At 72.4% G+C, this 21436-nt stretch carries 17 protein-coding genes; 10 read left to right on the top strand and 7 right to left on the bottom strand.

The genetic code is table 11. The features are described from left to right. Positions 1-328: 328 nt before the first annotated feature. From ACH4ZX_RS32255 to ACH4ZX_RS32245, 3 genes are all read right to left on the bottom strand, one after another. Positions 329-1429 (bottom strand): Gfo/Idh/MocA family protein, encoded by a 1101-nt coding sequence (locus ACH4ZX_RS32255; protein WP_398280519.1) that lies wholly within the window; start codon positions 1427-1429, stop codon positions 329-331. A gap of 79 nt (positions 1430-1508) precedes the next feature. Continuing rightward, a complete protein-coding gene (locus ACH4ZX_RS32250) occupies positions 1509-2918 on the bottom strand; it encodes an MFS transporter (RefSeq protein WP_398280516.1) in 1410 nt (469 codons plus the stop codon). Between the two features lie 688 nt (positions 2919-3606). After that, positions 3607-4488, bottom strand: coding sequence for a BTAD domain-containing putative transcriptional regulator (locus tag ACH4ZX_RS32245; protein WP_398280513.1), 882 nt, complete (start codon positions 4486-4488; stop codon positions 3607-3609). Between the two features lie 369 nt (positions 4489-4857). Between ACH4ZX_RS32245 and ACH4ZX_RS32240 the strand changes: the two genes are divergently transcribed. After that, positions 4858-5526: a ScbR family autoregulator-binding transcription factor gene (locus ACH4ZX_RS32240; protein ID WP_360753550.1), complete on the top strand. Its 669-nt coding sequence runs from the start codon at positions 4858-4860 to the stop codon at positions 5524-5526. 208 nt (positions 5527-5734) lie between these two features. On the opposite strand, the gene meaB is transcribed toward ACH4ZX_RS32240, so the two are convergent. Further along, a complete protein-coding gene (gene meaB, locus ACH4ZX_RS32235) occupies positions 5735-6691 on the bottom strand; it encodes a methylmalonyl Co-A mutase-associated GTPase MeaB (protein ID WP_398280536.1) in 957 nt (318 codons plus the stop codon). 49 nt (positions 6692-6740) lie between these two features. After that, positions 6741-7940, bottom strand: coding sequence for an acetyl-CoA C-acetyltransferase (locus tag ACH4ZX_RS32230; RefSeq protein ID WP_324786248.1), 1200 nt, complete (start codon positions 7938-7940; stop codon positions 6741-6743). 149 nt (positions 7941-8089) lie between these two features. Between ACH4ZX_RS32230 and mce the strand changes: the two genes are divergently transcribed. The 7 genes from mce to ACH4ZX_RS32195 all read left to right on the top strand — a co-directional run bounded on the left by mce (position 8090) and on the right by ACH4ZX_RS32195 (position 18232). After that, positions 8090-8530: a methylmalonyl-CoA epimerase gene (mce, locus tag ACH4ZX_RS32225; RefSeq protein ID WP_398280509.1), complete on the top strand. Its 441-nt coding sequence runs from the start codon at positions 8090-8092 to the stop codon at positions 8528-8530. A 209-nt stretch (positions 8531-8739) separates the two neighbouring features. Further along, a complete protein-coding gene (gene scy, locus ACH4ZX_RS32220; protein ID WP_398280506.1) occupies positions 8740-12621 on the top strand; it encodes a polarized growth protein Scy in 3882 nt (1293 codons plus the stop codon). Between the two features lie 247 nt (positions 12622-12868). Next, positions 12869-13807, top strand: a complete 939-nt coding sequence (locus tag ACH4ZX_RS32215) for a cellulose-binding protein (protein WP_324786241.1) — start codon at positions 12869-12871, stop codon at positions 13805-13807. Positions 13808-14127: 320 nt separating this feature from the next. Next, positions 14128-15114 carry an ATP-binding cassette domain-containing protein gene (locus tag ACH4ZX_RS32210; RefSeq protein ID WP_398280502.1) on the top strand — a complete coding sequence of 329 codons (987 nt, stop codon included), beginning with the start codon at positions 14128-14130 and terminating at the stop codon, positions 15112-15114. Next, a complete protein-coding gene (locus tag ACH4ZX_RS32205) occupies positions 15111-15881 on the top strand; it encodes an ABC transporter permease (RefSeq protein ID WP_398280499.1) in 771 nt (256 codons plus the stop codon). The genes ACH4ZX_RS32210 and ACH4ZX_RS32205 overlap by 4 nt, the downstream gene beginning before the upstream one ends. 102 nt (positions 15882-15983) lie before the next feature. Next, positions 15984-17363 (top strand): ABC transporter ATP-binding protein, encoded by a 1380-nt coding sequence (locus ACH4ZX_RS32200; RefSeq protein WP_398280496.1) that lies wholly within the window; start codon positions 15984-15986, stop codon positions 17361-17363. Next, positions 17360-18232 (top strand): ABC transporter permease, encoded by an 873-nt coding sequence (locus tag ACH4ZX_RS32195; RefSeq protein WP_398280493.1) that lies wholly within the window; start codon positions 17360-17362, stop codon positions 18230-18232. The genes ACH4ZX_RS32200 and ACH4ZX_RS32195 overlap by 4 nt, the downstream gene beginning before the upstream one ends. A gap of 66 nt (positions 18233-18298) precedes the next feature. On the opposite strand, the gene ACH4ZX_RS32190 is transcribed toward ACH4ZX_RS32195, so the two are convergent. Next, on the bottom strand, positions 18299-18628 hold the full coding sequence (locus ACH4ZX_RS32190; protein ID WP_398280490.1) for an ATP/GTP-binding protein: 330 nt from the start codon (positions 18626-18628) through the stop codon (positions 18299-18301). 222 nt (positions 18629-18850) lie between these two features. On the opposite strand from ACH4ZX_RS32190, the gene ACH4ZX_RS32185 reads away from it, so the two are divergent. Beyond that, positions 18851-19879: an LLM class flavin-dependent oxidoreductase gene (locus tag ACH4ZX_RS32185; protein WP_398280487.1), complete on the top strand. Its 1029-nt coding sequence runs from the start codon at positions 18851-18853 to the stop codon at positions 19877-19879. Positions 19880-19966: 87 nt separating this feature from the next. Here the strand turns inward: ACH4ZX_RS32185 and ACH4ZX_RS32180 are convergent, their stop codons facing one another. Further along, positions 19967-20359: an SCO5389 family protein gene (locus ACH4ZX_RS32180; RefSeq protein ID WP_014675028.1), complete on the bottom strand. Its 393-nt coding sequence runs from the start codon at positions 20357-20359 to the stop codon at positions 19967-19969. Positions 20360-20657: 298 nt separating this feature from the next. Here ACH4ZX_RS32180 and nucS point away from each other — a divergent pair, with 298 nt between their 5' ends. Continuing rightward, on the top strand, positions 20658-21329 hold the full coding sequence (gene nucS, locus ACH4ZX_RS32175) for an endonuclease NucS (protein WP_398280484.1): 672 nt from the start codon (positions 20658-20660) through the stop codon (positions 21327-21329). The last annotated feature ends 107 nt before the right edge of the window (positions 21330-21436 follow it).

The following is a 21436-nucleotide window of genomic DNA, read 5'->3' as shown; positions in this document are numbered from 1 at the left end:
CGCCGCCCGGCGCCCGCGCGCCCCCCCCCCCCCCGCCGGCCCGCCCCCCCCCCCCCCCCCCGCCCCCCCCGCCCCCCCCCCCCCCGGCCCCCCCCCCCCCCCCCCCCCCCCCCCCCCCCCCCCCCGGGTGGCGGGCCGCTCAACCCCATCCTTTCGGCGCCCGTCCGGGAGGGCCACACATGGAGCTGACCGGCGATCCGGTCACCGAGTGCCTGGGCAGCGCCTGCGCGCTCGACGGCACCGCCCTCGTGGCCCCCGCTACGAGAGCGCGATCCACGGCTCGGCGCCGCGCCGGCCCCCTGTTGTGTGTGGGGGCGGGTGGGGCGGGTCAGGGGGCGAGTGTCTCGCGGCCGCCCTGCCGGGCCGCCGACTTGATGGCGTCGAGCAGCCGGTGGGCACGCACCGCGGTGGTGAAGTCGGGTCCGAACTCGGCGCCCGTGCGGATCGCCCGCGCCAGGTCCGTGTACACCTGGGCGACGTTGCTCACCGGCGAAGCCGCCCCCGGCAGCAGCGGCCGGTAGGCGTCCGGCACCGGGACCTCCACCGCGGGTGAGCCGTTCGCCGTCGCGTGGGTCAGCGTGAACTGCGGGCCGACCAGGGAGTCGTCCGAGGAGACCAGCACCAGGCGCCCGCTCCGGCCGTGCACCTCGATGCGGAAGCCGTCACCGCGCGGGCCGCCGGTCATGAAGTGCGCCGACGCGGCCGCCCCCGAGCGGAGCAGGCCGCCGACCACGATCTGGTCCGGCGACGTCACCTCGATCCGCTCCCCCGTTTCCTCCATCGTCACCCGGTCGATCCGGGTGGTGAGCGTCGCGGACAGCTCGGCGAACTCCCCGACGGCGTACTGGAACATGTCCAGCGAGTGCCCGCCGACCACCGCCACGTGGTTGACGCCCTTCGTCCGGTCGAACAGGGCCGCGTACCGCGTGGACCACACCTCCGGCGTGCTCAGCGAGTACAGCAGCGACGCCGACAGCACCTCGCCGATCAGGCCCTCCCGCAGCAGGTTCCGCAGCAGGCGCACCGCCGGGTGATGCCTGCTCTGCAGCCCCACCGCGTGCCGCACCCCGGCGGCCCGCGCCTTCCTCTCGAAGCGCTCGGCGGTCGCCGCGTCCGGGGCCAGCGGCCATTCGCTGTAGACGTGCCGGCCCGCGTCGATGGCCGCCTCCACCAGGCCGTCGCGCTGCGGCAGTTGTACGGCGATCGTGACCAGGTCGACGTCCGGGTCGGCCATGAGGGCGCGGGCGTCGTCGTATGCCCGGTCGGCGCCCCAGACCGCGGCCGCCGCGCGCGCCGACTCGGGACTCGTGCCGGCGACGGCGACGATCTCGAAGTCGTCCAGCGCCGACAGCGCCGGCAGGTGGATGCCACGGCCCCACCCCCGTTCGGCGTGTGCGCCGACGACTCCCACTCGGATCCTGTCCGCCACGGTGAAACCTCTTTCGATTGCGCTGGAGTTGGAGGTTGGGGGTTGGGGCCGAGTCGCGCTGCGACTGGCCGGCGTCGAGTCAGATGTGGGCGTTCACGGCCGGGGGGTCGGCCGCGGCCTGCGCCTCCGCGGAGGTCGCCTCCTTGGCATCCCTGAGCACCAGGAAGGTCACGCACCAGGCCAGGAACACGAAGCCGGCGGCGAACACGAAGGCCAGGCTGTAGCCGTCGCGCAGCGCCTGCAACTGCGACCGGCCCTGGTCCATCAGGGTGTTGGTGTGCGAGGTGGCGAGCGTCGCAAGGACCGCCAGACCCACCGCCGCGCCCGCCTGCTGCGCCGTGTTGTTCAGCCCGGAGGCCAGGCCCGCGTCCTCGGGGGCCGCGCCCGACATGGCCCGCATGATGACCGACGGCACGGTCAGGCCCATGCCGAAGCCCTGGATGACGAGGGTGGGAGCCACGTCCACCCAGTAGTCGCCGTCGACGGGCGCCCTGCTGAGCAGCAGCAGCCCGCCGCCCAGGAACAGCAGACCGGTCAGCAGCACCCGCCGGGTGCCGAAGCGCCCGGTGAGCTTCGCCGTGAAGAACAGCGACATGGTGCCGATCACCAGCGGCGCCGGCAGGAACGCCAGACCGGTCTGCATCGAGTCGAAGCCCAGCACCCGCTGCAGGTAGAGCGCGTTGAGGAACTGGAAACCGAAGCCGGCCGCGAACACCAGGATCACGGCGAGGTTGGCGCCCACGATCTCCCGGCTGCGGAAGATGCGCAGCGCCAGCAGCGGACGCCGGGCCGTGGCCTGCCGCCACACGAAGGCGCCGAGCAGCAGGACCGCCACCGCCCCGTACAGCGCCAGTTCACCGGTGCTGAACCGGTTCTCGGAGATCTGCGAGATGGTGAAGACGCCCAGCGACAGGCCGACCGTGACCAGGACCGCGCCGATCGCGTCGGCGCCCGCACCGAGGCCGATCCCCGGCTGGGCGGCCGGCTGACGCAGGCCGAGCACCAGGGCGACCACACCGATGGGCAGGTTGATCAGGAACACCCAGTGCCAGCCGAGGGCGTCGGTGATGACCCCGCCCGCGATCAGGCCGACCGAGGCACCGCCCGCAGAGACGAAGCTGTAGACGCCCATGGCCTTGGCCTGCCCGCCCGGCTCCGGGTACAGGCCGACGATCATGCCGAGCACCACCGCGGAGGCCAGCGCGGCGCCCACGCCCTGCAGGAAGCGGCCCGCGATGAGCAGCTCCGAGGTGTTCGCGATGCCGCACAGCAGGGAGGCGATGGTGAACGTCGTCAGGCCGCTGAGGAAGACCTTCGTCGGGCCGATCAGGTCGCCGAGCCGGCCGGACAGCAGCAGCAGTCCGGCGAAGGCGATGAGGTAGGAGTTCACCACCCAGGACAGGCCGCTCTGGGAGAAGCCGAGCCCGCTCTGGATGGTCGGAAGGGCGACCGTGACGATCGTCCCGTCAAGGATGATCATGAGCTGCATCGCGCAGAGGATGCTGAGCGCGAGGCCGCGCGAGCGGCCCGTTGTTGTCCGGGGGGTCATCACTCACTTCTTTCGTCGTCACATCGTGGTCGTGGCTCGGAGTCCAGCGCTCACCGCCGACGCGTTCGCTCGCGCCCGCGCGTGGATCAACTACGCCACGCGCACGGCCACCTTCCGGCAACCGTGCGGTAATCGAGCAGGTCACAGCGGCTGTACCGGCACCTCATACGGGTGCCGGAACGGGGTGCGGGGCATCCCGCAGAGCGTCGAGGAGGGCACCGGCCGCCTTGGCTCCGTCGGCCGTCCGGAAGGCATGGGTTCCGGGTCGTACGTCGGACCGCGCGCGAGGGATGGGCGGTGGAGACGGCGACCGCGGGGGCGTCCGCGGTCGCCGCGGCCGTGGCGTCCCTGGCCGAACCGGTCCGCCCCGAGGTCATCACCGCCGGCGGCTTCGCGGCCGGCCTGCCCGACTACGTCGCCCAGGTGACGAACCACGTCAGCGCCCTGCAACGCACCACAGGCCCGTCCGCCGCATTCCGCGCCACCATCCGGGCGCTCGCTCCTCCCTGCAGGGCGCGGTCCTCCTGGCCCGCGGAACGCACCGGGGCCGTGGCCGCCCGGAGCCGGGTGAAGCCCACGGCCACGCGACGGGCGCAAGCCCCTCACGTTCCGGGGCCATCCGACGCAACTACGGATGCCTGCGGCTGTGCTGCATCGTGCGGGTGCGGCGGGCGTAGCCGACGCAGTGCTCGCAGCGGCCCACGCCTGCCGGACGCCGGGCCGTGTGCTGCCAGTACGGCCTGGACTCGGGGGTCAGCGCCGGGTCCTGGTTGAGGATGGCCAGTTCCAGGGACCGCAGCTCGTGCCCCGGGTCGAGTCCGAAGTTGTCCAGCAGCGCGGTCCGGGTGCGCTGGTAGGCGGCGAGCGCGTCGTGCTGCCGGCCGGAGCGGTAGAGGGCCACCATCAGCAGCCCGCACAGCCGCTCGCCGGTGGGCTCCGCGGCGGCCATCCCCTCGAGCGTGCCGAGGATGTCGTGGTGCTGCCCGCGTCTGAGCAGCTCCTGCGCGTAGTCCTCGAAGACGCTCATCCGCAGTCCGGTGACCGCTTTGAGCTCCGGCCAGGCGATGCCGGACTCGACGAGGTCGGCGAGGGCCGGCCCGTGCCACAGCGAGAGCGCCGAGCGCAGCATGGCGACTCCCGACTCCCGGTGACCCGCCGCGAGTTCGGCGCGGCCGAGGTCCACCTGGCGGCGGAAGTGCCACAGGTCCAGGTGGCCGTCGGCGACGCTGAGGCGGTAGCCGGGTGCGATGGTCGTCAGCCGCACGGACCCGTCGGGCCGCGCGTGCCGTTCGATGATCCTGCGCAGCCCGGACACGGCGTTGTGCACCATCTTCCGGGACGTCGCGGGATTGTCGTACCCCCACAGGGCGTGGATCAGTTTGCTCGTCGGTACGACCTCGTTCGCGTGCAGGAGGAGAAAACCGGTGACGGCCCGCTGATTGAATCCGCCGAGTTCCACAGGTCTTCCGTCGGCGATCGCTCCTAAAGGGCCGAGCAGGTTGAATCGCATGGAAGAGCCACCCCCGGTCGGCGCGGCAGCCGGAGCTGCATCCAGCATGACGCCCACAGTAAAAAACCATCCGACCTGTTTGTCAAGGTCGGCACACATCTTGCAATGACACCCAGAGCCGAGAGAAACAGCAGCTCACAGGCGGTTTCATGCAATCTCTGACAGTCGGATGATCCACGCATCCCACTCACCCCGACGCACGGAACGTTCATTCCACTCCCCGACGAGTGAAGCGTTCGCGCGAAAAGTACCAGTTAGTTGGTTTTTTGCGAGGGGGGCAGGCAAACTGATGGCGAGAGCGGGTCGCGACCTGCCAGAAGGAGGACGACGCGACCACAGCTCCGGTTACTCAGCGAAGGGGTTGGACGCATGGCCAGGCAGGAACGCGCGGAGGTCACCCGGGCCGCCATCCTGGAGGGCGCGGCACGCGTCTTCGACGCGGAGGGATACCACGGCACCACCCTCGGCGACATCGTCAGGGAATCCGGGGTGACGAAGGGTGCCCTCTACTTCCACTTCTCCTCGAAGGAGGAGCTGGCGCAGAACCTGATCGACGAGCAGTTCTCCGCGCTGGCCCCCATGGAGAACCTCGACAACCCCGGCCTGCAGTCAGCCATCGACATCCTCCACCACATGGCGCGGCTGCTGGTGGAGAACGTCCGGGTGCGGGCCGGGATCCGGCTCGTGACCGACCAGAGCTCCAAGACCAGCATCGTCAGCGAGCCGTACACGAAGTGGATGGAGATCTTCCGCAAGTGTCTGACCGAGGCTCAGCACCGCGGGGACGTCAAGGCCGATCTCGACTGCGAGCGGGTGGCCGCGCTGATCGTCGGCTCCTGGACCGGAGTGCAGCTCAGCTCCCAAGTGCTGTGCGGCCGAAAGGACTTGTCCGAGCGGACGACCCTGATGTGGGAGGTGCTGCTGCCCGGCATCGTGCCACCGCGCAGGCTGGCCCGCTTCCACCCGGAAGGCAGCGCCCAGATCGCCGAACGCCCCCTGGGCGCCGCGGGACAGAGGCCGGCACCGGACTCCCCGTGATCCTGCCGGGCAGGGTCTTCGGCACCCCGGTGCGGAGGCCGCCGGCCGCGGGGAAGGGGACGAGCGCCCCGAGCGAGACGATCCGCGCATCCGTGGTCTGCTGCGCCGCCTCCCTGTCCGGCACGCGGCGCGCCGGGGCAGCGGAACACGCCGGTCGGCGCACCGGCGGGAGAGCCGGTGCGCCGGCGGGCGGACGGAGCCGGCGCGGTCACGCCTGGGTCAGGCCCGCCACCAGTTCGTCGGCCGCACGGTAGGGGTCGAGGTCGCCCGCCGTGATCCGCTCCGCGAGCGCGCTCAGCCGGCGGTCGCCGTGCAGATCGCCGATACGCTCCCGCAAAGCCGTCACCGCGATCGTCTCGACCTCGCGGGCGGCGCGGGCGAGACGGCGCTCGGCCAGCACGCCCCGCTCCTCCATCCACGCCCGGTGCTTCTCCAGGGCCTCGACGACCTCGTCGACGCCCTCGGCACGGGCGGCGACCGTCTTGACGATGGGCGGACGCCAGTCACCGGGGGCGCGGGACTCGCCGAGGCCCAGCATGTGGTTCAGCTCGCGGGCGGTGGCGTCCGCGCCGTCCCGGTCGGCCTTGTTGACGACGTACACGTCGCCGATCTCGAGGATGCCGGCCTTCGCCGCCTGGATGCCGTCGCCCATGCCGGGGGCCAGCAGGACGACGGAGGTGTCGGCCTGGGAGGCGATCTCGACCTCCGACTGGCCGACTCCGACCGTCTCCACGAGGATCACGTCGCAGCCCGCCGCGTCCAGCACGCGGATGGCCTGCGGCGCGGCCCAGGCGAGGCCGCCCAGGTGGCCGCGGGTGGCCATCGAGCGGATGTAGACGCCGGGGTCGGAGGCGTGCTCCGACATGCGCACCCGGTCGCCGAGCAGCGCGCCGCCGGAGAACGGCGAGGACGGGTCGACGGCCAGGACGCCGACCCGCTTGCCCTGCTTGCGGTACGCCGTCACCAGCGCCGAGGTGGAGGTCGACTTGCCGACACCGGGCGAACCGGTGAGACCGACGACGTAGGCGTTGCCGGTCAGCGGGGCCAGGGCCGCCATGACCTCCCTGAGCTGCGGGGACGCCCCCTCCACCAGGGAGATCAGCCGGGCCACGGCCCGGGGCCGGCCTTCCCTGGCCTGGGCGACCAGCGAGGAGACGTCCTGCATCACAGCTCCGTTCACTTCAGAGTCGTACCGTCGTCGTACTGGGACAGGTTCAGGCCTTGGGCACCCGGACGATCAGGGCGTCGCCCTGACCGCCGCCGCCGCACAGCGCGGCCGCGCCGACGCCGCCGCCCCGGCGCTTGAGCTCCAGGGCCAGGTGCAGCACGAGCCGGGCGCCGGACATGCCGATCGGGTGACCGAGGGCGATGGCGCCGCCGTTGACGTTCACCTTTTCCGTGGACACGCCGAGGTCCTTCATTGACTGGACCGCGACCGCCGCGAAGGCCTCGTTGATCTCGATCAGGTCGAGGTCCTCGACGCTCAGGCCCTCCTTCTTCAGGGCGTGCAGGATGGCGTTGGACGGCTGCGACTGCAAAGAGTTGTCCGGGCCCGCCACGTTGCCGTGGGCGCCGATCTCCGCGATCCACTCCAGGCCGAGCTCCTGGGCCTTGGCCTTGCTCATCACGACCACGGCCGCCGCGCCGTCCGAGATCTGCGAGGAGGTGCCGGCCGTGATGGTGCCGTCCTTGGTGAACGCCGGGCGCAGCTTGCCCAGCGACTCCACCGTGGTGTCGCCGCGGATGCCCTCGTCCTGGCTGAAGACGACCGGCTCGCCCTTGCGCTGCGGGATCTCGACCGGGGTGATCTCGGCCTCGAAGACGCCGTTCTTCTGGGCGGCGGCGGCGCGCTGGTGGGACAGGGCGGCGATCTCGTCCTGCTCGGGGCGCTTGATGCCGAGGCGCGTGTTGTGCTTCTCCGTGGACTCGCCCATGGCGATGCCCTCGAAGGAGTCGGTCAGGCCGTCGTGGGCCATGGCGTCCAGCACCTGGACGGCGCCGTACTTGTAGCCCTCGCGGGACTTCGGCAGCAGGTGCGGGGCGTTGGTCATGGACTCCTGGCCGCCCGCGACGACGATGTCGAACTCACCCGCGCGGATCAGCTGGTCGGCCAGCGCGATGGCGTCGAGGCCGGACAGGCACACCTTGTTGATGGTGAGCGCCGGGACGCTCATCGGGATGCCGGCCTTGACCGCGGCCTGACGCGCCGGGATCTGCCCCGCGCCGGCCTGCAGCACCTGGCCCATGATCACGTACTGCACCTGGTCGCCACCGATCCCCGCACGGTCGAGGGCGGCCTTGATCGCGAAGCCGCCGAGGTCGGCTCCGGAGAAGGACTTCAGCGAGCCCAGCAACCGGCCCATGGGCGTCCGGGCGCCCGCGACGATCACTGAGGTGTTCGTTCCAGAAGACATGAGCTGTGATTCCCCTTACCGGCTGCACTGCCGAGGAGTGAACGAGGGTTTACTTCGAATGTACTGAGGTGCGGTCCGTCACGTCATCGGGCCGTCGGTGTGATCGCGCGCACGTTGCGTAACCATCCCGGTCGCGCTGCACTGAAAACATGCTGACGCGAATCGACCACATCGGGATCGCCTGCCACGACCTCGACGCCACCGTCGAGTTCTACAGGGCCACCTACGGCTTCGAGGTCTTCCACTCCGAGGTCAACGAGGAGCAGGGCGTCCGCGAGGCCATGCTCAAGATCAACGACACCTCCGACGGCGGAGCCTCCTACCTCCAGCTGCTGGAACCGATCAGGGAGGACTCCACCGTCGCGAAGTGGCTCGCCAAGAACGGCGAGGGGGTGCACCACATCGCCTTCGGCACCGCGGACGTCGACGCGGACGCCGCGGACATCAAGGGCAAGGGCGTACGCGTCCTGTACGAAGAGCCCCGGCGCGGCTCCATGGGGTCACGGATCACCTTCCTGCACCCCAAGGATTGCCACGGCGTACTCACAGAACTGGTCACTTCGGCGCCTGTTGAGTCACCTGAGCACTGACCCTCGTACATATGGGCCGGTAGGGTTGGGGGCGGCCGTCGCTCCGCGAGGGCGGCCGCATGCCGGGGTCCGGGTTTCGGGGGGCGAGCGTCGGGGCAACAGCCCCTGCTCCGCCGTCGATCTGACACCATTCCCCGGGGGCCCCGTCCGGCGGATGGACGGAGCTCGTTTGGAGAAACCTGCGACCAGGGGACGGATGGGACCGCGCAGTGCGGGGCTACGAGAGCCAGGAGCGAGAGCCGGCGGCTGACGTCGACCACCTCACTCGGTTCGAAGCCGAGATGAAACGGCTGAAGACCGAGCGGGAAAAGGCGATCCAGCACGCCGAGGACCTCGGCTACCAGGTCGAGGTGCTGCGCGCCAAGCTGCACGAGGCGCGGCGCACCATCATGTCCCGGCCCGCCTTCGACGGCGGCGACCTCGGGTACCAGGCCGAGCAGTTGCTGCGCAACGCGCAGGTGCAGGCCGACCAGCTGCGCATGGAGGCCGAGCGCGAGCTGAGCCAGGCCCGGGCGCAGACGCAGCGCATCCTTCAGGAGCACGCCGAGCAGGCCGCCCGGCTGCAGGCGGAGCTGCACCAGGAGGCCGTCACCCGGCGCCAGCAGCTCGACCAGGAGCTGGCCGAGCGCCGCCAGACCGTCGAGTCGCACGTCAACGAGAACGTGGCGTGGGCGGAGCAGTTGCGCGCCCGCACCGAGTCGCAGGCGCGCCGCCTGCTCGACGAGTCGCGCGCCGAGGCCGAGCAGGCCATGGCGGCGGCCCGCGCCGAGGCCGAGCGGCTGACCAGCGAGGCCCGGCAGCGGCTGCAGAGCGACGCCGAGGCGGCCCGCGCGGAGGCCGAGCAGATCCTGCGCCGGGCGCGCGCGGACGCCGAACGGCTGCTGAACGCCGCCTCCACCCAGGCCCAGGAGGCCACCGACCACGCCGAGCAGCTGCGCAGCTCCACGCTCTCGGAGTCGGACGCCGCCCGCCGCCAGTCCCAGGAGCTGAGCCGGGCCGCCGAGCAGCGCATGGCCCAGGCCGAGGAGGCGCTGCGCAAGGCGCAGGCCGAGGCCGAGAGGACGGTCACCGAGGCGAAGGAGGCCGCCGCCAGGGCCCTGACGAGCGCCGAGGCGGCGAACGAGACCCGCACCCGCACCGCGAAGGAGCAGGTCGCCCGGCTGGTCCAGGAGGCCACCAAGGAGGCCGAGTCCACCAGGGCGGAGGCCGAGCAGATCGTCGCCGACGCGCGCGCGGCGGCGGAGAAGCTCCTCGCCGAGGCCGCCGAGAAGGCCCGGACGATCACCGCCGAGGAGAGCGCGACCGCGCTGTCCAAGGCCGCCAAGACCGCCGAGGACGTCCTCAACAAGGCGCAGGCGGACGCCCGTAACACCACAAAGGCCGCCGCCGAGGAGGCCGAGCGGATCCGCCGGGAGGCGGAGGCCGAGGCGGACCGGCTGCGCGCCGAGGCGCACGACATCGCCGAGCAGCTCAAGGGCGCGGCGAAGGACGACACCAAGGAGTACCGCGCCAAGACGGTCGAGCTGCAGGAGGAGGCCCGCCGGCTGCGCGGCGAGGCCGAGCAGCTGCGCGCCGACGCGGTCGCCGAGGGCGAGAAGATCCGCGCGGAGGCCCGCAAGGAGGCCGTCCAGCAGATCGAGGAGGCCGCCAAGACCGCCGAGGAGCTGCTGGCCAAGGCCAAGGCGGACGCGGACGAGCTGCGGCAGACCGCGACGGCCGACAGCGAGAAGGTCCGCACCGAGGCCATCGAGCGGGCCACCACGCTGCGCCGGCAGGCCGAGGAGACCCTGCAGCGCACCCGCCAGGAGGCGGAGCGGCACCGCGAGGAGGTCGTCGAGCAGGCGGAGGGCATCCGGGCCGACGCCGAGCGGGCCGCCCGCGAGCTGCGCGAGGAGACCGAGCGGACCGTCCAGGCGCGGCGCGCGGAGGCCGCCGATGAGGTGGCGCGGCTGCACGCGGAGGCCGAGGAGCGTCTCGCCGCCGCCGAGCAGTCGCTGGCCGACGCCCGCGACGAGGCCGGCCGTATCCGGCGGGAGGCCGCCGAGGAGACCGAACGGCTGCGCGCCGAGGCCGCCGAGCGGATCCGCACGCTGCGGCAGCAGGCCGAGGCGGAGGCCGAGCGGCTGCGCACCGAGGCCGCGGCCGACGCGTCCGCGTTCCGGGCCGAGGGCGAGGCCGTCGCCGTACGGCTGCGGTCGGAGGCCGCGGCCGAGGCCGAACGGCTGAAGTCCGAGGCGCAGGACAGCGCCGACCGGGTCCGGGCGGAGGCGCAGGCCGCCGCCGAGCGGCTCGGCGCGGAGGCGTCCGAGACGCTGGCCGCCGCCCAGGAGGAGGCCGCCCGGCGCCGCCGCGAGGCCGAGGAACTCCTCGGCGCCGCCCGCCAGGAGGCCGACCAGGAGCGCGAGCGGGCCCGCGAGCAGAGCGAGGAGCTGCTGGCGTCGGCGCGCAAGCGCGTCGAGGACGCGCAGGCGGAGGCGGTGCGCCTGGTCGAGGAGGCCGACCGGCGCGCCACCGAGATGGTGTCGGCGGCCGAACTGCACGCCCAGCAGGTACGCGACTCCGTGGCGGGGCTGCACGAGCAGGCCCAGGAGGAGATCGCCGGGCTGCGCAGCGCCGCCGAGCACGCGGCGGACCGCACCCGGCGCGAGGCGCAGGAGGAGGCGGACCGGGTCCGCGGCGACGCCTACGCCGAGCGGGAGCGGGCCACCGAGGACGCCAACCGCATCCGGCGCCAGGCGAGCGAGGAGACCGACGCCGCCAAGGCGCTGGCCGAGCGCACCGTGTCGGACGCGATCGCGGAGGCGGACCGGCTGCGGTCGGACGCGGCCGAGCACGCCCAGCGGGCGCGCACCGAGGCTTCGGACAAGATCGCCGAGGCCGACCAGGCGGCCGCCCGCACCCGGGCGGACGCCCGTGAGGACGCCAACCGCATCCGGTCGGACGCGGCGACGCAGGCCGACACCCTCATCACCGAGGCCCGCAACGAGGCCGAGCGGCTCACCACCGAGACGATCGTGGAGACCGACCGGCTGCGGTCGGAGACGTCCGCCGAGGCGGAGCGGGTGCGGGCCGAGGCGGTCGCGCAGGCGGACAAGCTGATCGCGGACGCCACCGGGGACGCGGAGCGGCTGCGTGCCGAGGCCGCGGAGACGGTCGGGGCGGCGCAGGCGCACGCCGAGCGGATCCGCGAGGACTCCCGGCGGGTCAAGGCCCAGGCGCTGGCGGAGGCCGAGCGGGTCACCGCGGCCGCGCGCGAGGAGGCCGAGCGGACGCTGGACGAGGCCCGCAAGGAGGCCAACAAGCGGCGCTCGGAGGCGGCCGAGCAGGTCGACACGCTCATCTCGGAGACCGCGGCCGAGGCCGACAAGCTGCTCACCGAGGCGCAGACGCAGGCGCACAAGACCACCGCGGACGCCGAGGCGCAGGCCGACACCATGGTGGGCGCGGCCCGCAAGGAGGCCGACCGGCTGGTGTCGGAGGCGACGGTCGAGGGCAACTCGCTGGTCGAGAGGGCCCGCGCGGACGCGGACGAACTGCTCGTCGGCGCCCGCCGGGACGCCACCGCGATCAGGGAGCGGGCGGAGGAGCTGCGCGACCGCCTCACCGGCGAGATCGAGGAACTGCACGAGCGGGCCCGGCGCGAGGTCGCCGAGACGATGAAGTCGACGGGCGACCGCTGCGACGCGCTCATCAAGGCCGCCGAGGAGCAGCTGGCCAAGGCGCAGGCGAAGGCCAAGGAGCTGGTATCGGAGGCCAACTCCGAGGCGGGCAAGGTCCGTATCGCCGCCGTGAAGAAGGCCGAGGGGCTGCTGAAGGAGGCCGAGCAGAAGAAGGCCAGCCTCATCAAGGAGGCCGAGGAGCTCAAGGCCGAGGCGATCCGCGAGGCCCGGCGCACCGTCGAGGAGGGCAAGCGCGAGCTGGAGGTCCTGGTGCGCCGTCGCGAGGACATCAACGCCGAGATCTCGCGGGTCCAGGACGTCCTGGAGGCCCTGGAGTCCTTCGAGGCCCCGTCGGCCGGCAAGGACAACGGGGTCAAGGCGGGCGCCGTCGTGGGCGCCCCCCGTTCGGGCGGCAAGGGGTCGGACGGCTGAGGCGTGTCGGGCGGGCCGGGTGTCGGGCGATCGGGTGTGACAGTGCGAGGCGTCGGATGGCGGGGGAAGCCGGTCCATTGCGGTATGTTCTGCGGCATTTGGCCAGGTCTCTCGCAAGCGGTCCGGCGGTTAGCCACTCAAAAGGGGTGTCATTTTCCAGATCAAACGCGCATCCGCTCGATGACACGCCGCTACGGCCCCTAGGATTCCCCCTATCACCTCACCGGTCTCATTCGACAGGAACCCCATGAGCGACACTTCCCCCTACGGCTTCGAGCTTGTGCGGCGTGGGTACGACCGCGCTCAGGTGGACGAACGAATCTCCAAGCTCGTCTCCGACCGTGACAGCGCTCTCGCCCGCATCACCGCTCTGGAAAAGCGCATCGAGGAGCTCCACCTCGAGACGCAGAACGCGCAGGCCCAGGTAAGCGACGCCGAGCCGTCGTACGCCGGTCTCGGCGCGCGCGTGGAGAAGATCCTCCGCCTCGCCGAGGAAGAGGCCAAGGATCTGCGCGAGGAGGCCCGGCGGGCGGCCGAGCAGCACCGCGAGCTCGCGGAGTCCGCGGCCCAGCAGGTCCGCAACGACGCGGAGTCCTTCGCGGCGGAGCGCAAGGCCAAGGCCGAGGACGAGGGCGTCCGGATCGTCGAGAAGGCCAAGAGTGACGCCTCGCAGCTGCGCGCCGAGGCCCAGAAGGACGCGCAGTCCAAGCGCGAGGAGGCCGACGCCCTCTTCGAGGAGACCCGCGCCAAGGCCGCGCAGGCCGCCGCCGACTTCGAGACGAACCTCGCCAAGCGCCGCGAGCAGTCCGAGCGCGACCTGGCGTCGCGTCAGCAGAAGGCCGAGAAGCGCCTCGCCGAGATCGAGCACCGCGCCGAGCAGCTCCGCCTGGAGGCGGAGAAGCTGCGCACGGACGCCGAGCGCCGCGCCCGCCAGACGGTGGAGACCGCCCAGCGCCAGGCCGAGGACATCGTGGCCGACGCCAACGCCAAGGCCGACCGGATCCGTTCGGAATCCGAGCGCGAGCTGGCCGCCCTCACCAACCGCCGCGACAGCATCAACGCCCAGCTGACGAACGTCCGCGAGATGCTCGCGACGCTCACGGGCGCCGCGGTGGCCGCCGCCGGTGCGCCGGCCACGGACGACGAGCCGATCTCCCGCGGGGTTCCGGCGCAGCAGTCCCGGTAATCCCTGACGGCAGCACAGGCCCGCATCCCCGCCACGGGGGTGCGGGCCTCGTCGTACACCGGGCGTGCCCGGTCGTGCGGCCGGCCGACGTGCCCGGTCGTGCGGCGATCCGGCGGGACCGCTCGGGTGACGGGCCGACAGGACCGGCGGGTGACAGGCCGACAGGACCGGTCGGGTGACAGGCCGACAGGAGACCGGCGGGTGACAGGCCGACAGGACCGGCGGGTGACAGGCCGACAGGACCGATCGGGTGACGGGCCGGTGCGGAGAGCGGAACGGCTCGGGTGGCAGGCCCGGAAGGGCCGTCCTAGCGTGGCCGCATGATCGAGCTCGAGGACCTGACGAAGCGGTACGGCGAGACGGTGGCGGTCGACCACCTCACCTTCACCGTCAGACCGGGGCTCGTCACCGGCTTCCTCGGGCCCAACGGCGCGGGCAAGTCGACGACCATGCGGATGATGCTCGGCCTGGACCGGCCCACCGCCGGGGACGTGCGCATCGACGGCAGGCACTACGACCGGCTGAAGGACCCGCTGAAGTACATCGGCGCCCTGCTCGACGCCAAGGCCGTGCACGGCGGGCGCAGCGCCTTCAACCACCTGCTGTGCCTCGCACAGAGCAACGGCATCCCCCGGCGGCGGGTGGCCGAGGTGCTCGACACCGTCGGCCTCACCGCGGTCGCGCGGAAGAAGGCCAAGGGGTTCTCGCTCGGCATGGGGCAGCGGCTGGGCATCGCGGGCGCGCTGCTCGGCGACCCGCGGATCCTGATGTTCGACGAGCCGGTCAACGGCCTCGACCCCGAGGGCATCCACTGGATCCGCACGCTGATGAAATCGCTGGCCGCGCAGGGCCGCACGGTGTTCGTCTCCAGTCACCTGATGAGCGAGATGGCGCTGACCGCCGACCACCTCGTCGTCATCGGGCAGGGACGGCTGCTCGCCGACACCTCCATGGCCGACTTCATCGACCGCAACTCGCGCTCGTACGTCCGGGTCCGCTCCCCGCAGCGCGAGCGGCTGCTCGACATGCTGCTCGAGGCCGGGATGACCGCCGTCGAGGCCGCGGGCGGGGCGCTGGAGATCGACGGCGGCAAGGCCGAGCAGATCGGCGAACTGGCGGCCCGGCACGAGATCACGCTGCACGAACTGAGCCCCCGGCAGGCCTCACTCGAGGAGGCGTTCATGCGACTGACCGCGGAGTCGGTCGAGTACCACGCGCACACCGGTCCCGAGCTCGCGCCGCGGCCGGGGACGCCCCCGGCCGCGGCCTGGGGGCGGGGCGACGACCGGAGGAGGAGCCGAGCATGACGGCGACCCAGGTCATCCGGTCCGAGTGGACCAAGATCCGGTCGGTGGCGTCCACGGTGTGGACGCTGTCCCTGGCCGTGGTCGTCACGATCGCGCTCGGCATGCTGATCTCCGCCCTGTCGGACAAGGGGTTCGACTCGATGAGCGAGCGGGACCGGCTCTCCTTCGACCCGACCTACATCAGCTTCGCCGGCATGAGCCTCGGACAGCTCGCGATGATCGTGTTCGGTGTGCTGGTCGTCTCCAACGAGTACAGCACCGGCATGATCCGCACCTCGCTGGCCGCCGTGCCGCAGCGCGGCACCTTCCTGTTCAGCAAGCTGGCCGTCGCCACCGGCCTCGCGCTGGCCGTCTCCATGGTCACCAGCTTCGCCGCCTTCTTCCTCGGTCAGGCGATGCTCGGCTCGCGCCAGGTGTCGATCGGCGACCCGCACGTGCTGCGCGCGGTGGTCGGCGGCGGCCTCTACATGACCCTCATCACGGTGTTCTCGATGGGCGTCGCCGCGATGCTGCGCTCGCCGATGCTGTCGCTGGGCATCCTGATGCCGTTCTTCTTCCTGATCTCCAACATCCTGGGGAACGTCGACGCGACGAAGAAGGTCGGCCGCTACCTGCCCGACCAGGCCGGCAGCCGGATCATGCGGGTGGTCACGCCGGTCGCCGACGACACCCCGTACGGGCCCTGGGGCGGCCTCGCCATCATGGTGCTGTGGACGGCCGCCGCACTGGCGGGCGGCTACGCACTGCTCAGGAAACGGGACGCGTGACTTTACCCGCCCTTGGGCGGAACCGTCAGCGGCTCGATATCCTCCTAACTCTTACGGGGGGCGCGTGCCCCGCTGTCCTGAACCTTTCGATGGGTGCGGAGCATGATCGAGGCAGTCGGCCTGACCAAGCGCTACGGCGACAAGACCGCTGTGTACAACCTCTCGTTCCAGGTGCGACCCGGTGCCGTCACCGGCTTCCTGGGGCCCAACGGCTCCGGCAAGTCGACCACGATGCGGATGATCCTGGGCCTGGACAACCCCACGGCGGGGCGGGTGACGATCGGCGGCTACCCCTACCGCAAGCTGCCCAACGCCCCCCGCCAGGTGGGCGCGCTGCTCGACGCGAAGGCCGTGCACGGCGGCCGGTCGGCGCGCAGTCACCTGCTGAGCCTGGCCCAGCTGTCCGGCATCCCGGCCCGGCGGGTCGACGAGGTGCTGGGCGTGGTCGGCCTGCAGGACGTGGCCCGGAGACGGTCCAAGGGCTTCTCCCTCGGCATGGGCCAGCGGCTCGGCATCGCCGCCGCCCTGCTCGGCGACCCCCAGGTGCTGCTGTTCGACGAGCCGGTCAACGGCCTCGACCCCGAGGGCATCCTCTGGGTGCGCAACCTGATGAAGGCGCTCGCGGCGGAGGGCCGTACGGTCTTCGTCTCCTCCCATCTGATGAGCGAGATGGCGCTGACGGCCGACCACCTCATCGTCATCGGCCGCGGACAGCTGCTCGCCGACATGAGCGTGCAGGACTTCATCGCGGCGAACTCCGCCGGTTTCGCGCGGGTGCGCACCCCCGACACCGAGCCGCAGCTGCGCGAGAAGCTGACCTCCGCGCTGACCGAGGCGGGCGGGCACGTGCTGCCCGAGCAGGACGGCGCGCTGCGGGTGACGGGGCTGCCGCTGCCCCGCATCAGCGACATCGCGCACGACACCGACGTGCGTCTGTGGGAGCTGTCGCCGCATCAGGCCTCGCTGGAGGAGGCGTACATGCGGATGACGCAGGGCGCCGTCGACTACCGCTCGACGACCGATCAGCGGGAGGGGCTGATGCAGCCCCTGCCGCCGGGCGTGCAGCCGCCGGTGCCGGTGCCCGGTCAGGGCCAGCCCGGCTGGTACGCCCCGCCGCCGCCCCAGCAGGGCGGGCAGCCGTTCGCACCGCCGCAGGGCGCGCCGGGCCCGTACGGCGCCGGGCAGCCGGCCCCCGGGCCGTACGGTGCTCCCGGAGCGCCGGGAGCACCGTACGCGGGTCAGCCGAACCCGTACGCGCAGCCGGCGCAGCAGAACCCGCAGGCACCCGCACAGGCACCCGCACAGCCGCCCGCGCAGGCCGCACAGCCGGCCCCCGCGGCCCAGACGCCGGAGCCGCCCGCCGCCCCCGCCGCCGCGGCCGACGCCGCCCCCGCCGAGGCGAGCCCCGCGGCCGCCGCCCCCGCGGCCGCCCCCGCCGCCGACCTGACCAAGCCCGAGCCCGAGCCCGAGGACGCCCGATGAGCACGCCCCAGCCCCCGATGCCGCAGGCCGCCGCTCCGCACTGGCAGGCGGCGCCCGGTTCGCCGTACCCCGGCTACACCTCGCCGATCCCGGTCGTGCGCGCGCATCTCGGGCACGCGGTCGCCTCGGAGTGGACGAAGATCCGGTCCGTGCGCTCGACGATGTGGACGCTGGGCGTGTTCGTGCTGCTCGTCGTCGGCATCGGGCTGCTGACCGCGGGGCTGGTGTCCGCCAACGCCTCGGGGGGCGAACTGGCCGGTGAGAACCCGCTGTCGTTCGGCGTCTTCGGACTGCTGCTGGGCAGCATGTGCATCATGACGCTCGGCGTGCTCACCACGGCCTCGGAGTACGGCACGGGCATGATCCGGACCACGATGACCGCGTGCCCGTCGCGGACGCGGGTGCTGGCGGCGAAGTCGATCGTGTTCTTCGCGGTCGCGTTCACCGTCACGCTCGCCTCGGTGCTCCTGGTCGCCCTGGCCGACGTCGCGCTGCTGGACGGCGCCCGGGAACCGTCCCGGTCGGAGTGGCTCAAGGCCACCCTCGGCATCTCGCTCTACATCGCCCTGCTCGGCCTGCTGTCGCTCGTCGTCGGCTCGATCATCCGGCACTCGGCCGGCGCGATCACCATCATGATCGGCCTGGTGCTGGCGCCGCTGGTGATCGCCCTGTTCATGTTCTCGCAGAGCCTGGAGGGCCTGCGCCAGGCGCTGTTCGAGTACTCGATCCCGAGCCAGCTGAGCGTCTTCTACTCGACCTCCCTCAGCGACTCCGGACCGTCCGGCTGGGATCCGCTGTGGATCGCCATCGGCGTGACCGCCGTCGCGTACGGCGGCGCGGTGGCGCTGCTGCAGCAGCGGGACGTGTGAGCACGTAGCGGAGACGCCGAGGAGACGCCGAAGAGCCCTGGGTCGGCCCAGAAGCAGCCCAGGACCCTAGAAGCGGGGCGCGTTGCGGGACCGCTGCACCCGGGTGGTGCGGCGGTCCTTCGCGTTCCAGCAGGCCTTGTGCCAGTGCCGCCGGTCGTCGACGCCCGCGTGCTCCGGCCAGGCCACCACGTGCGGGACGCCGGAGGGGATCATCTGGTCGCAGCCGGGGCAGCGGTACGTCTTGCCCTGCGCGCTCGCGCCCGCCACATGGCGCACGCTCCAGTCCTCGCCCTGCCAGCTCTCGCTGGACTGCCAGCCGCCGTAGCGGGACCGGTCGTCCTCGGCGCTGGGGCCGGACGGGCCGGTTCCCTTGGGTCGGTTGCGACGCGGGGACACAGAACACCTCACCGGGCTGCGGGAAACAGGGCTCGTGTCCAGCGTACGCGGGCCGGACAGGGGTACGCGGAGGGCGCCGGTCCCCGCAAGTCCCCCGCCACGGTCGCCGATTTCTGCAGACAATCCGCAAATCTCCTCGCCAGGCCGTGTCCTCGGCACGTGTCAGACGGTTATGCCGGGTGGGGGAGCTCCGCGTCGGAGCCAAGGAAGCAGGAAATGCACATGCACGTCGGAAGTTTCGTGTTGGCGGCCCAGTTCCCGGGGCAGGGCCATGGGGAGGCGCTGCACCGCGCGGTCCGCTCGGCCGAGGTCGCGGAGGAGGCGGGGCTGGACTCGGTCTGGCTGGCCGAGCACCATTTCGTCCCGTACGGCACCTGTCCGTCCGCGATCACCCTGGCCGCGCTGCTGCTCGGCCGCACCAGCCGCATCCGGGTGGGCACGGCGGTCAGCGTGCTGCCCAGCGCCCACCCGGTGGCCCTCGGCGAGCAGGCGGCGCTGCTGCACCTCACCTCCGGCGGGCGGTTCTCGCTCGGCGTGGGGCGCGGCGGTCCGTGGGTCGACCTCGAGGTGTTCGGCTCGGGTCTCGCGGCGTACGAGGAGGGGTTCCCGGAATCACTCGATCTGCTGATGCGGTGGCTGCGCGAACCGTCGGTCGCGGCCGCCGGGAAGCGGTACAGCTTCCGTGAAGTGCCCGTCGTACCGCGGCCGTCGGAGTCCCTGACGGACGCTCCGGGACCCGAGGTCGTCGTCGCGTGCACCTCGCCGTCGAGCGTGCGGCTCGCCGCCCGGCGCGGGCTGCCGATGCTGCTCGGCATGCACGTCGGGGACGAGGAGAAGGCCGAGATGATCGCCCTGTGGCGGCAACAGGCCTGCGCCGCCGGGCATTCGGCGGAGGCGGTCCACCGCGCCGGGCATGTCTCGGCCGGCGTCTGCCAGATCGCCGACCGGCGCACGGACGCGGTGGAGGCGCTGGTGAAGGCGATGCCGGGATGGCTCAGGCAGGGACTGGAAGCCCATGTGACGGTGGACGGCCGCGCCCGCCGGATGCGGGACCCGGTGGCGTACACCGAACTGCTCTGCGAGCTGCACCCGGTGGGCACCCCGCGGCTGTGCGCCGACCGGCTCGCCGCCACCAGCGAGCGGACCGGCATCTCCCGCTTCGCGCTGCTCGTCGAAGGCTCGGGGGATCTGGCGGCCACCGAGGAGAACGTGCGGCGGCTCGGCGCCGAGGTCATTCCCCATCTCGGCTGAACTGGACTGTCCGCCACGGAGCTTGCCGCCCCGGTACTGAATGCACCTCCCGCGTACGGAGCGGCAAGCCGACGGCGTGCTGGCCGGTCAGCAGTCCCGGAGCTCCGGAGACTGGTTGAGCAGCTGATTGCGCACCGAGGTGAAGCGGGCCAGCGTCTCGTCCACCGAGGCGTCCAGCGGGAACACCGCGACCCGGTGGCAGTTCTGGAAGGCCAGCCGCACACCGAAGTGCCGCTGCAGCGCGCCGCGTATCGCGTCACTGGCGAGCGCACGCAGCAGCTGACCGCGCGCCTGCTCGTCCGGCGGAGGCGTCTGGTTGTCGGCGAACGGTCCGCCGTCGACCTTCAGCTGGGCCACCAGGGAGCTGATCATCTCCCACGCGTAGGGCAGGGAGGTCCGGACGCAGTCGACGAAGGCGGCTTCGTCGACCTCGCCTCGCTCGGCCTGTTCGAGTAGGGCCGGTGAGACGTCGAGCGACATGGGTTCTCCTCTCGCACCCCCGAAGAGCAGGGGTTGCCGGACAGGTAAGGGAGCTCGCGCTGTCAACACGCTGCGTACACGCATCGCGACCTCCCGTTCACTACCGTAGGCAACCGACGGTGACCGCACCAGGAGAACGCGTACATAGCCGGGCCCCGTTGGGCACACAATCGGCCACAATCGAACAGCTCAATTACGGGACAACCAGGACGGCCGGCGGGCCCCCGCCGCGGGCGGCGGGGGGAGACGGGCAGGGGAGATCGCGCGCACCGCCGCGCGTCGAGTAGCGTTGCCGACCATGCGTCTCGTCATTGCCCGATGCTCCGTCGACTACGCGGGCCGGCTCACCGCCCACCTCCCCTCGGCACCCCGCCTGATCCTGGTGAAGGCGGACGGCAGCGTCTCCATCCACGCGGACGACCGCGCCTACAAGCCCCTCAACTGGATGTCCCCGCCGTGCACGCTGAAGGAGGGCACGGGCGAGGACGACGGCGTCTGGACCGTGATCAACAAGGCGGGCGAAAAACTGATCATCACGATGGAGGAGATCCTCCACGATTCGTCGCACGAGCTCGGCGTGGATCCCGGACTGATCAAGGACGGCGTGGAAGCGCACCTCCAGGAACTGCTCGCCGACCGCATAGAGACACTCGGCGACGGCTACACGCTCATCCGCCGCGAGTACATGACGGCCATCGGACCGGTCGACATCCTGTGCCGGGACGCCGACGGGCAGACCGTCGCGGTCGAGATCAAGCGGCGCGGCGAGATCGACGGTGTGGAGCAGCTCACCCGCTACCTGGAGTTGCTGAACCGGGATCCCCATCTCGCCCCGGTGCGCGGCATCTTCGCGGCCCAGGAGATCAAGCCGCAGGCCCGCGTGCTGGCGACCGACCGCGGGATCGGCTGCCAGGTGCTGGACTACGACGCCCTGCGCGGCATCGAGGACGACAAGCTGCGGCTGTTCTGAGGTCGCCCCCAGGGGCCGGGGGGGGGGGGGGCCCCGGCCCCCCCCCCCCCCCCGCCCCCCCGGCCCCCCCCCCCCCCCCCCGGGCCCGGGCCGCCCCCCGGGCGCGG

Source organism: Streptomyces sp. NPDC020490 (genome assembly GCF_044335305.1).
Classification (GTDB): Bacteria; Actinomycetota; Actinomycetes; order Streptomycetales; family Streptomycetaceae; genus Streptomyces.
This window is presented reverse-complemented; position numbering and strand designations above follow the sequence as displayed.